Below are 12,327 nucleotides of genomic sequence, written 5' to 3' on the forward strand. Positions count from 1 at the left end.
AATCTATTTTATAGTAAAAAAGAAAGAGTGTCGACTTTGTCGACACTCTGAAATGTGTGCATAGCTTATACTATGCACACATTTTTTTTATAAGTCTTTTTTTATTAAAATTAATGCTGGTAATCCTAAATAAGCAATAAATCCAGCAACAAATCCAAGGATAGTTAATATCATTATAGGGACACCTCCAAATTTATTATAAAAGGGCATTGAATCTTTTGATATAAAGTTTTTTTACGAATTGAACTAATACACATAGGATAATCATTAATACAAAAATGTATAATAAATACCATGGTGTTATATATACCATTCCCATAGCGTGTCCAATAGAAGTATAAGGAAGACCCCAACCAATTACAAGAGCACCAATTATAGAAAGGTTAAATATCCAAGATGGATTACTTTGTATAAATGGAATCTTTTCTGTTCTTAAAGTATATAGAACAAAAATAGAATTTGCTACACCTTCAATAAACCAACCAGTTTGGAATAAAGGTGCTGTTGCATTTGTTGTACATCTAAATATAAACCACATAGTAAGGAATGTAAGAATATCAAATAATGAGTTAGTTGGTCCAAAGACAATCATCATTTTTCCTATTTCTCGAGCATCCCATTTTCTTGGCTTAGCTATTAATTCAGGGTCTACATTATCCCAAGGAATAAACAATTGAGTAATGTCGTACACTAAATTTTGAACTAATAATTCAAGAGGTAACATTGGAACAAATGGTAAGAAAATACTTGCCATAAGAACACTAATTGAGTTACCATAATTTGAACTTGCAGTGATTTTTAAATATTTAGTAGTATTTGCAAAAACTTTTCTTCCTTCGATAATACCTTCTTTAAGAACCATAAGATCTTTTTCAAGTAAGATAATATCAGCAGCTTCCTTAGCGATATCAACAGCGGAATCTACAGAGATTCCAACGTCAGATTCTTTTAAAGCTATGGAGTCGTTTATTCCATCCCCCATAAAAGCAACAACTTTATCAGCATTTTTTAATACTCTTACAATTCTTGCTTTTTGAAGTGGATTTAATTTAGCAAAAATATTAGTTTTTAAAGCAACATTTCTTAGTTCATTGTCAGTCATTTTTTCAATTTCTGAACCAAGTAAAATACCTGTTATTTTAAATCCAACTTGATTACAAATTTTTTGAGTAACAATTTCATTATCACCAGTTAATATTTTTACGTCTACACCGTAGTATGCAAGGGCATCTAAAGCTTCTTTAGTACTTTCCTTAGGTGGATCTAAGAAACCTAGGAACCCGATTAAAGTCATTTCAGATTCGTCATCTAATGTTAAGGTATCTTTAGATACTTTTTTTGTTGAAAGACCAATAACTCTCATACCTTCGGAGTTAAGGTAATCTACTTTTTTCTTAAGATTAGAAATGATTTTATCATTTATTTCTAATAATTGGCCATTTAACTCAACGTATTTAGATACTTGTAGCATTTCTTCAAATGCTCCTTTAGTTATTAGAGTATGGCACTCATCTTCGTTTATAAGAACCGACATTCTTCTTCTGCTGAAGTCGAAGGCTAATTCATCTAATTTTTGAATATTTTCTTTTATAGTGTTGTGGAAGTTCTTTTCTTTAGCAGCATCCATTATTGCAAAATCAATTACATTTTGTAATCCATTTTGACTTACACTATTGATATAGGCATATTTAAGAACTGTATCAGATGTATTACCTGAAATATCAATACATTCTTCAACTTTTATATGGTCATCTGTTAATGTACCAGTCTTATCGGTACAAAGTATTTCAAGAGAACCAAAGTTTTGAATAGAACTGATTTTTTTTACAACAGTTTTTTTCTTTGCCATCTTGACTGCACCTTTAGCAAGGTTTTCAGATACAATGGCAGGTAACATTTCTGGAGTTAAACCTACGGCAAGTGATGCTGCGAACATTAAAGAATCTAAGAAGCTCTTAGTTTGATACCAATCAATAATTAGAACTAATGGAACCATTACAGCCATAAATTTTAAAAGCATTTTTGAAACTTTTCGAACACTTTTATCAAAACTTGTTTCAGGATCAGCCTCTTGAAGAGAAGTTTGCATTGCACCAAAATATGTATTTACACCAGTTCCGATAACTAATGCAATGGCAGTACCACTTACAACATTAGTTCCAAGAAGACAAATATTTGTATAGTCACCTATTTCAGAACTATTAGAATTGTTTACTATGCATTTTTCAACGGGTGCAGATTCACCAGTTAAAGCAGATTGGCTAACAAAAAAATCTTTACACTCTAAAATTTTTAAATCAGCAGGAATAATATCTCCAGTTTGCAATTTAACGATATCTCCTAAAGTTAAATTTTTTATATCTATTTTGTTAAAGGAATTCCCATCTCTTTTAACAAAACAAGTGGTTTTAATATAACTTTTTAAAGCGTTTGCAGCTTTTTCAGATCTGTATTCTTGTGTAAATTGAATTGTTCCACCAAGTAAAATTAAGAAAATAATAATATAGATTTGAGACCAACTTTGTTGTGATGCTGGAACAAAAACCACATTTGTTAAATAAGTAATAATAGCGATAATTAATAATACGGCTACAAAAGGATTTATAAAAGACTTTATAAACTGCAGTATTACAGGATCTTGTCTATTGGGATGAGTATCATTATCACCAAAAATGTGTGTATTTTTTTGTGCTTGAGAATTAGTTAAACCCTCAGAAGAACTATTGAATTTTTGAAACAGGTCTTTATTAGAGGTTTCACTATTGCGATGAATCTCAGCAGTTATAGTGTTAAAGTATTCTTGATTGAATTCTTTAGCAGAATTTTGTTTTCTTTTAAACATTAGAAATCTCCTTTATATTTTCTAGAAAAAAGTATAATTTTCAGGAAGATTATACTAATAAAATACGACTAAAAGAAAAACAATAATAAAAACACATATAAACCTGTTAACGTAAAGGTTTGATGAGTATATAAAAAATAAAAAAATACTAATTAATTAATAAATGATTAATTGAAAACGTTATCTTAATAAGAAATTAATATAATGAAAAGTAAAGTAAAAATGTACTTTGTATCTAAAATACAAACAAATAAAAAATAAAAATATTTAGTGTATAAAATTAATAAATAGTAAATTAGATGAAAGAGAAATATTGATGAAAAACAAGAAAAAGAGGTGAAAAAACTTTACTTGAACATGAAAAAGTGATTAAAAAACAAAAATGTAGTATAAATCACAATGAATATTTATGTAGTAATTATTAATAAATATAACTTAAAGAAAATAAAATGTAATTTAATCGTGGAAAGTTGGTGGAGAAATATAAAAATAAAAAGGAATATTTATGAAGAAAATTAATGTGATTAAAAGAACGATATTAGAGTTAAATAAAAAAGTATAGAATGTAAATAAAATATCGATTTGGTTAAATATGAACTTAGATTATAAAATATTATAAAATTTATAATATTTATAATTAAGGGCTATATTTAAAAAAGTAGCAGTTTATAATATAATGTTGTAATCAAATAGAAATTTAGGAGGCGATTTTTTTTGAGAATTACAATGCGTGAACAAGAGAAGCTTATGATTGTAGTTGCAGCAGAAGTTGCAAGAAGAAGAATGAAAAAAGGTCTTAAATTAAATTATCCAGAAGCTGTTGCAATGATAACAGATGAAATTATGGAAGGCGCTAGAGAAGGTAAGTCAGTAGCGGATTTAATGGATGAAGGAAGAAATATCTTATCTAGAGATCAAGTAATGGAAGGAATTCCAGAGATGATTCATACTGTACAAGTTGAAGCTACATTTCCAGATGGAACAAAATTAGTTACTGTACACGATCCAATACAATAACATATTAAAACAAAGGAGGAGAATTTAATGATACCAGGTGAAGTAATTGTAAAAGAAGGCGTTATAGTTTGTAACGAAGGAAAAGAAGCAATTAAGGTAAAAGTTAAAAATATAGCAGATAGACCTGTTCAAGTAGGGTCTCACTTTCATTTTTATGAAGTAAATTCTGGACTTGAGTTTGATAGAGAAAAAGCTTACGGAAAAAGATTGGACATACCATCAGGGACAGCTGTAAGATTTGAGCCAGGGGATGAAAAAGAAATTAACTTAATAGATATTGCTGGAGTAAGAAAAGTATTTGGACTAAACAATATGGTTGATGGATGCTTAGATGAGGGGGTTAGAAAATAATGAGTTTTGAATTAGAAAGACAACGTTATGCAGAATTATTTGGACCTACTAAAGGCGACAGAATAAGACTTGGAGATACTGAGATTTTCATTGAAATCGAAGATGATAAAACTGTTTATGGTGATGAATGTAAATTTGGTGGAGGAAAAACACTAAGAGATGGGATGGGATTAAATCCTATTGAAACAAGAGAAAACAATCCTAAGGTTGTTGACTTAATAATTACAGGAGTAACTATTCTAGATTATACAGGAATATATAAAGCTGATATCGGAATTAGAGATGGAAAAATAGCTGCAATTGGTAAAGGCGGAAATCCATTAGGAATGGATAATGTAGACTTTATAGTTGGAGCAAGCACAGAAGCTTTAGCTGGAGAAGGATTAATAGTGACAGCTGGAGGAATAGATACTCATGTACATTATATAAGTCCAGATTTCGTAAGAGTTGCGACAGAAGGCGGAATAACTACTGTTGTAGGTGGTGGTACAGGACCAAATGATGGGACTAACGCGGTTACATCAACACCAGGACCATGGAATATAGAAAGAATGATAGAGGCTTCAGAAGGATTACCAATAAATATTGGATTCTTAGGAAAAGGTTGTGGAGCTAATGTAGAAGTAAATGCAGAGCAAATAAAAGCTGGTGCTTGTGGATTAAAAGTTCATGAAGACTGGGGAGCTACAAAATCAGCAATAGATTACTCACTAAAAGCTGCAGATGAATATGATGTTCAAGTTGCAATCCATACAGATACTTTAAATGAAGGTGGATTCGTTGAACATACAATAGAAGCTATAAACGGAAGATGTATACATACATTCCATACAGAAGGTGCTGGAGGTGGACATGCTCCAGATATTATGAAAATGGCACAATATCCAAATGTGTTACCAGCTTCAACAAACCCAACAAATCCATATACAATAAACACAATAGCTGAACATTTAGATATGTTAATGGTTTGTCATCATTTAGATAGAAAAGTTCCTGAAGATGTAGCTTTTGCTGATTCAAGAATTAGAAAACAAACTATAGCAGCTGAAGATATACTTCATGATATGGGAGTTTTCAGCATAATGAGTTCAGATACAATGGCTATGGGAAGAATCGGTGAAGTTGTAACTAGAACTTGGCAAATAGCTAGTAAAATGAAAATGCAAAGAGGAGCTTTAGAAGGGGATGCTGAATTATCAGATAACAATAGAGCTAAAAGATATGTTGCAAAATACACTATCAATCCAGCTATTGCACAAGGGATGTCTGATTATATAGGTTCTATAGAAATTGGAAAATTAGCTGATTTAGTTATTTATGAACCAGCATTCTTTGGAGTACAACCTAAAATGGTACTTAAAGGTGGAATGATTGTTAATGCAATTATGGGAGAAGCAAATGCTTCAATTCCAACTTGTCAACCAGAACTTCCAAGAGAAATGTTTGCAGCTAAAGGAAAAGCTATTGGAAAAACTTGTGTAACTTTCGTTTCACAATATGCATATGACAACGGAATAAAAGAAAAGTTAGGATTAGATAAGATAATCTTACCAGTTCATGGAATAAGAGATTTAACTAAAAAGGATATGATTTTAAATGATCAAATGCCTCAATTAGATGTAGATCCTCAAACTTATGAAGTTAGAGTAGATGGAGAAATAATAACTTGTGAACCAGCTACAGAGTTACCATTAGCTCAAAGATATTATTTATTCTAAGAAGAATAAATAATTTTAAACTTAAAAGTATTTTAAGAATGGAGGGAAGTTAAATGATACTAGAAAAGATTTTAGGAAATATCAAAGATGTTAAATTAGAAGGATGTCACATAGAGACAATATATCTAAATAATGAAGAAATGCTAAAAAGAATTATTAAGGCAGAGTCTGACCATGGAAATGATTATGGAATAATTGTTCCAGATGGAATGAAACTTAAAGATGGAGATATCGTATTTAATGATGGATACAATGTAGTTGTTGTAAAGTTTGCTAAAGAAGATGTTTTAATAATAAAGCCAAAAGATATAACTGAAATGGGAAGAATAGCACATTATATTGGAAACAAGCATTTCCCAGCTCAATTTGAAGATGGAAAAATGTTTATACAATATGACCGTGTAATTGAAGAAGATTTAAAAATAAGACATATAGATTATTCTAGAGAAAATATAGGGTTAAAAGAGGCATTTAGACATGTTGATTTCACACATAGACACTAAAAAATTTTTAGAGATAATGCAAATATGTGATTCTAATTTCCCTATAGGATCATTTAACCATTCCTATGGAATGGAAACATATCTTAGAGATGATAGAATACATGATGCAAAAACATTTGAGGATTGGATGATGTCTTTTTTCAGTAGCCAATTTGTTTATAGTGATGGATTTGCAATCAGACTATTATATTCTTATTTAGAAGATAATAATTTTGAAAAAATATTAGAACTAGACAGGAAGATAACAGTTCAATGTATAGCAATTGAAACACGAAACGGAAATAAAATGGTCGCAAGAAGAATGGCAGAACTATTTTTAGATTTATATGATTCAGAAAACTTGAATACATATAAAGAAAAAATGAAATCTAAAGAGATGTTTGGGCATCCTGCAATAGTATTTGGGATGTTGATGTTTGAACTAGGAATAGATATGAAAAGTGCAATCCAGTTTTATATGTATAGCACAGCATCAACATTATCACAAAATGCAGTAAGAACTATTCCATTAGGTCAAAAATCTGGACAAATTCTATTGAAAAATTGTTCAGAAAAATTTGAAGACCTTGTAGAGAAGATAGTAACTTTAGATGAAGATATGTTTGGGGCAAATGTTCCAGGGATAGAACTTTCACAAATACAGCATGAGACCTTAGTATTTAGGTTATTTATGTCATAGAAAAGGAGGAAATACTTATGAAACCAGTAATAATAGGTGTTGGAGGTCCAGTAGGAAGTGGAAAAACACACTTAATTGAGAGAATAACAAGAATGATGGGTCAAAACTATGAATGTGCAGTTATAACTAATGATATTTATACAAAAGAAGATGCTAAATTCTTAGTTACGAATTCTATATTACCAGAAGACAGAGTAATTGGAGTAGAAACAGGTGGATGTCCACATACGGCAATAAGAGAAGATGCATCAATGAATTTTGCAGCAATTGAAGAAATGAAAAGCAGATTCAATAATTTAGATATTATTTTCTTAGAAAGTGGTGGAGACAATTTAGCAGCTACTTTCAGTCCAGATTTAGTGGATTTTTCAATGTATATAATAGACGTTGCACAAGGTGAAAAAATTCCGAGAAAAGCAGGACAAGGAATGATCAAAAGTGATTTATTTATCATAAATAAAATTGATTTAGCACCTTATGTAGGAGCAAACTTAGATGTTATGAGAGCTGATACATTACATTTCAGAAAAGAAGGAACATTTATGTTTACTAACCTAAAGACACAAGAAGGTTTAAATTCTGTTATAGATTGGATTAAGTCAAACTGTCTTTTAGAAGGAATGTAGAGATATGCAAAAAGATGGAATTAATTCATACGAAAACTATGATGCATATATAGATATAGTTTTTGAGAATAGGAATGAAAAAACTATAACAACAAAAAGAAAATGCGATGGAGCTATGAGGATTTCTTCCACACTTTACTTAGATAAAGAAAAAATTCCAGCATATTTTTTAGTTCAAATAGGTGGAGGATATGTAGAGGGTGAAAAATTCCACTATGAGATAGAAGCAAAGGAGAATACTAGAGCCATGCTTCTGACTCAATCTTCTACTAAAATTTATAAGTGTGAAAACGGAGAAGAAACAACTCAAAATACATATATCAAATTAGAGAAAAATTCAGTTTTAGAATATATAAATGATCCTATTATTCTTTATAAAGATGCAAAGTATAGACAAGAAAATAATGTTTATATGGATGAAGATTCAACGTTTATTTATACTGATGGAATAACAGCAGGATGGTCTCCAGATGGTGAAAATTTCAGATATAATAGGGCAAAGTTAAAAACAAATTTATATGTTAATGATACACTTATGTTTTTAGATAATCTTGTATTAGAACCTAGTGAATCTAATTTACGAGGAGTAGGATATTTAGAGGGATATCTGAATTTTGGTACATTATTAATAATAGATAAAAAGGTAAATGATAAATTTATTGATTCTCTAAGAGAAAACTTAGAAGAAAAATTAAAAGAATATGATTTTAATATAAGCTATGGAATATCTAAATTAGAAGTAAATGGCTTTGTTTTAAGAATATTAGGAAATTTGACACAGGACATAGAAAAAGTAATATCTATTTGTCATGATTTCTCTAGAGAAAAAATATTAAATTCAATACCTTTAGTTATAAGAAAGTATTAGAGGGAATGAGAAAAAGTAAGAGGCTATAAAAGAAAAAATAATAATGAATTAATTAAATTACTTTATAGAAACTATAATGTAATTTAATTAAACTTAAACTTTAACTTGCAATACAGATTTTATTAAGGATAAGAAATTATCGCAAGAAAGGAAGATTTTATGTTTAATGGCGTTATACACGGAAATGAAACATTTATGGTCATTTCCACATTATTAGTATTTATAATGACACCAGGACTAGCATTTTTTTATGGAGGATTAGTAGAAAAGAAAAATTCTCTTACAATAATGATGCAAGTATTTTTAGCTATAGGAGTTGTAGGACTTTTATGGATATTTGGAGGATTTAGTTTAGTTTTTGGTAAGGATGTTCACGGAATTATAGGTAATCCACTTCAATATTTTGGATTTAAGAATATAACATTTGCTGTTAATTCACAATACGGATCAACAGTTCCATTTTTATTATTCTTCTTATACCAATTAATGTTTGCTATCATTACACTACCATTAATGACTGGTGCAATGGCAAACAGAATAACAATCGGTGGATGGATTGCATTCTTAGTAGTATGGATGATATTAGTTTACTTCCCAGTAGCACACTGGATTTGGGGTGGCGGATTCCTAGCTAAGATGGGATTTGTGGACTTTGCAGGGGGAACTGTAATCCATGCGACAGCGGGATTCTCAGGACTTGCAGCGATTTTAGTTCTTGGAAAAAGAAAACATATTTCAGGAAAAGGGCCTTTCAACTTAGGATTAGTTGCAATTGGTTCAGCTTTATTACTATTTGGATGGTTTGGATTTAACTCAGGTGGAGTTTTAGCTGCTAATGGATTAGCATCAATAGCTTTCACTAACACAGGAGTTGCGGCAATAGTTGCAATGATGGTATGGACTGTTATAGTTTATATAGAAAGAAGAAAATTCTCTTTCCTTGAGTTATTTATTGGAGCTATTGCTGGTCTTGCAGCAATTACACCAGCATCAGGATATGTAACACCAACATCAGCAATGATTATTGGAGCTGCAGCAGCAATATTCTGTTTCTTATGCGTTAAATTCGCTAAGAAAATGGGATGGGATGATGCTTTAGATGTTTGGGGAACTCACGGAATGGGTGGAGTTTTAGGAACATTAGCAATCGGTGTATTTGCAAATAGTTTAGTAAATGGAGTACATGCAGGAATGCATCAATTCCTAATACAATTATTTGGAGTAGTTTTAGTATCAGCATACGCATTTGTCGTAGCATTCATAATAATGAAAGTGTTAGATAAAGTATTCAAAATTAGAACTACAGAAGAACAACAAAGAATCGGATTAGACAAAACATTACTTGGTGAAAGCTATAGTATAGATGACTAATTAATATAAAAAGGAGTGTCTTGAAAAAGACACTCCTTTTAAAATGTTTAAATAAGCTTAGAGAAAGATGGTGATTTCTCTAAGGTTATTTTATTTAGAGCAAGTGAAATAAAATTTTGTAGCAAATGACAAAAGTTTTAATAAATATATTTATAAATAGTAATACGAGAGAGGATGAAGTTTATGTTTAATGGAGTTGTATATGAAAATGAAACTTTTATGGCAATTTCTACATTGCTAGTATTTATAATGACACCAGGACTTGCATTTTTTTATGGAGGATTAGTAGAAAAGAAAAATTCACTTACAATAATGTTACAGATATTTTTAGCTATAGGGGTGGTAGGACTTTTGTGGATATTTGGTGGATTCAGTTTAGTATTTGGGAAAGATATTCATGGAATTATAGGAAATCCGTTAGAGTATTTTGGATTTAAAAATATTATGTTTAGTATGAATTCAGAGTATGGAGCAACTATACCATTTATATTATTCTTTTTATATCAATTAATGTTTGCAATTATAACACTACCATTAATGACTGGGGCAATGGCAAATAGAATGAATATTGGTGGATGGATTATATTTTTAATAGTTTGGATGATAGTAGTTTATTTCCCAGTAGCCCATTGGGTGTGGGGAGGTGGATTTTTATCAAAAATGGGGTTTGTTGATTTTGCAGGTGGTTCAGTAATTCATGTAACCGCGGGGTTTTCAGGACTGGCAGCAGTAATAGTTCTTGGTAAAAGGAAGCATATTTCAGGGAAAACACCGTTTAATTTAGGGTTAGTAGCAATTGGATCAGCTTTATTATTATTTGGGTGGTTTGGATTTAATTCGGGAGGAGTTTTAGCAGCTAATGGATTGGCATCTATTGCTTTTGCTAATACAGGTGTTGCAGCAATAGTTGCAATGGTAGTGTGGACAATCATTTCTTATATAAATAAAAAAAGATTTTCATTATTAGAATTATTTATTGGAGGAATAGCTGGTCTTGCGGCAATTACACCAGCATCAGGGTATGTAACCCCTACAGCAGCTATGATTATTGGGGGGATAGCAGCAATATTTTGTTTTCTATGTGTTAGATTTGCAAAGAAAATGGGCTGGGATGATGTTTTAGATGTATGGGGAACTCATGGAATGGGAGGAGTTTTAGGAACTTTATCAATTGGTATTTTTTCAAATAGTATGGTTAATGGAATACACGGAAGCTTAAATCAGTTCTTGATACAATTATTTGGAGCGACTCTAGTCGCAGCATATTCATTAATATTAACTTTAGTAATTTTGAAGCTTTTAGATAGAGTATTTAATATTAGAACTACTGAGGAACAACAAAGGATTGGATTAGATAAAACATTGCTTGATGAAACTTATAATGCAGGTGATTAAGATAATAAAATGGTCTTGATAAAAAAATATTATCAAGACCATTTTTCTATTTTAATTTTAAATCCACAAATTCAAAAATTAATCCACTTTTTTCATCAGCTAATTCACCGGATATGTGGATAGTTTCCCAATTTGAGTAATCAATCTGTGGAAAAAATGTATCAGCTTCAAAATCTTTTTTTACAACTGTTAGATACATCTTAGAACAGTGAGGTTGAAGTAAGTTATAAATTTCACCGCCACCAATAACAAAAGTTTCTTCATCAGAATTCTTGAACTTTTCAATACACTCATCTAGTGAATGTATAACAGTTACATTTGTAGAATCTACAGTGAAGTTTTTGTCTCTAGTTAATATATAATGATGTCTATTTGGTAAAACACCAGGTAATGATTCAAATGTTTTTCTGCCCATAAGAATATTGTGGCCAGAAGTAATTTCTTTGAATCTTTTTAAGTCTTCTGATATATGCCAAAGAAGTTTATTATTAAGACCAATAGCATCATTAGAAGCCTTAGCTACAATAATTGAAAGCATTAAACGGAAACCTCCATTTTAATAGATGGATGATGTTCATAGTTTTCAAGCTTAATATCATCGATAGTGAAATCATAGAAATCTTTGATTTCAGGATTAACCCAAAGCTTTGGAGCATCAAAATCATCATTTCTTCTTTCAAGCTGAATCTTCATTCCTTCAACTTGATTTTCATAAATATGTGCATTATTAATTACATGAGTAAATAAACCAGGTTTTAAACCTGTTACTTGTGCAATTAAATGAATAAGTACTGCATATTGTGTTGTATTAAATGGCACACCTAATGGTACGTCACCTGACATGATTTTATATAAGTTTCGCTAAAACTTATATAGATAAACTACTATATATTTCTATATAGATAAGACTATATCATCTTCCTAAAAATATTTTTAATAGGAAGCCCTGCGTTTCCC

12 protein-coding genes and 1 pseudogene are annotated in these 12,327 nt (G+C 30.4%); 9 read left to right on the plus strand and 4 right to left on the minus strand.

From position 1 onward, the window contains the following. Positions 1-87 precede the first annotated feature (87 nt). Positions 88-210, minus strand: coding sequence for a hypothetical protein (locus Q0W06_RS04535; RefSeq protein WP_297631964.1), 123 nt, complete (start codon positions 208-210; stop codon positions 88-90). Further along, positions 197-2,842: a magnesium-translocating P-type ATPase gene (mgtA, locus tag Q0W06_RS04540; protein ID WP_297631967.1), complete on the minus strand. Its 2,646-nt coding sequence runs from the start codon at positions 2,840-2,842 to the stop codon at positions 197-199. Before mgtA ends, Q0W06_RS04535 begins: the two co-directional genes overlap by 14 nt. Positions 2,843-3,556: 714 nt before the next feature. On the opposite strand from mgtA, the gene Q0W06_RS04545 reads away from it, so the two are divergent. The 9 genes from Q0W06_RS04545 to Q0W06_RS04585 all read left to right on the plus strand — a co-directional run bounded on the left by Q0W06_RS04545 (position 3,557) and on the right by Q0W06_RS04585 (position 11,370). Beyond that, complete coding sequence (locus Q0W06_RS04545; RefSeq protein ID WP_297631968.1) at positions 3,557-3,859, plus strand: urease subunit gamma; 303 nt, start codon at positions 3,557-3,559, stop codon at positions 3,857-3,859. A gap of 27 nt (positions 3,860-3,886) precedes the next feature. Next, positions 3,887-4,210, plus strand: a complete 324-nt coding sequence (ureB, locus tag Q0W06_RS04550) for an urease subunit beta (protein ID WP_297631971.1) — start codon at positions 3,887-3,889, stop codon at positions 4,208-4,210. Beyond that, positions 4,210-5,928: an urease subunit alpha gene (gene ureC / locus Q0W06_RS04555; protein ID WP_297631974.1), complete on the plus strand. Its 1,719-nt coding sequence runs from the start codon at positions 4,210-4,212 to the stop codon at positions 5,926-5,928. The genes ureB and ureC overlap by 1 nt, the downstream gene beginning before the upstream one ends. 53 nt (positions 5,929-5,981) lie before the next feature. Next, on the plus strand, positions 5,982-6,431 hold the full coding sequence (locus Q0W06_RS04560) for an urease accessory protein UreE (protein WP_297631976.1): 450 nt from the start codon (positions 5,982-5,984) through the stop codon (positions 6,429-6,431). After that, on the plus strand, positions 6,406-7,110 hold the full coding sequence (locus tag Q0W06_RS04565; protein WP_297631978.1) for an urease accessory protein UreF: 705 nt from the start codon (positions 6,406-6,408) through the stop codon (positions 7,108-7,110). The genes Q0W06_RS04560 and Q0W06_RS04565 overlap by 26 nt, the downstream gene beginning before the upstream one ends. Positions 7,111-7,127: 17 nt before the next feature. Then, the gene (gene ureG / locus Q0W06_RS04570; RefSeq protein ID WP_297631981.1) at positions 7,128-7,736 is read left to right on the plus strand and encodes an urease accessory protein UreG; all 609 of its coding nucleotides are present in this window, start codon (positions 7,128-7,130) and stop codon (positions 7,734-7,736) included. A gap of 4 nt (positions 7,737-7,740) precedes the next feature. After that, positions 7,741-8,604: an urease accessory protein UreD gene (locus Q0W06_RS04575; protein WP_297631983.1), complete on the plus strand. Its 864-nt coding sequence runs from the start codon at positions 7,741-7,743 to the stop codon at positions 8,602-8,604. A 159-nt stretch (positions 8,605-8,763) separates the two neighbouring features. Next, positions 8,764-9,975 (plus strand): ammonium transporter, encoded by a 1,212-nt coding sequence (locus tag Q0W06_RS04580; protein ID WP_297631986.1) that lies wholly within the window; start codon positions 8,764-8,766, stop codon positions 9,973-9,975. A 183-nt stretch (positions 9,976-10,158) separates the two neighbouring features. Beyond that, positions 10,159-11,370, plus strand: coding sequence for an ammonium transporter (locus Q0W06_RS04585; protein WP_297631989.1), 1,212 nt, complete (start codon positions 10,159-10,161; stop codon positions 11,368-11,370). Between the two features lie 46 nt (positions 11,371-11,416). On the opposite strand, the gene Q0W06_RS04590 is transcribed toward Q0W06_RS04585, so the two are convergent. Both Q0W06_RS04590 and thyA read right to left on the minus strand, forming a co-directional pair. Then, positions 11,417-11,908, minus strand: a complete 492-nt coding sequence (locus Q0W06_RS04590; protein ID WP_297631992.1) for a dihydrofolate reductase — start codon at positions 11,906-11,908, stop codon at positions 11,417-11,419. After that, positions 11,908-12,210: pseudogene (thyA, locus tag Q0W06_RS04595) on the minus strand (thymidylate synthase); the annotation flags it as partial. The pseudogene thyA and the gene Q0W06_RS04590, both read right to left, overlap by 1 nt. Positions 12,211-12,327: the final 117 nt, after the last annotated feature.

It is taken from the genome of uncultured Clostridium sp., assembly GCF_947072515.1.
Lineage (GTDB): Bacteria > Bacillota > Clostridia > Clostridiales > Clostridiaceae > Clostridium.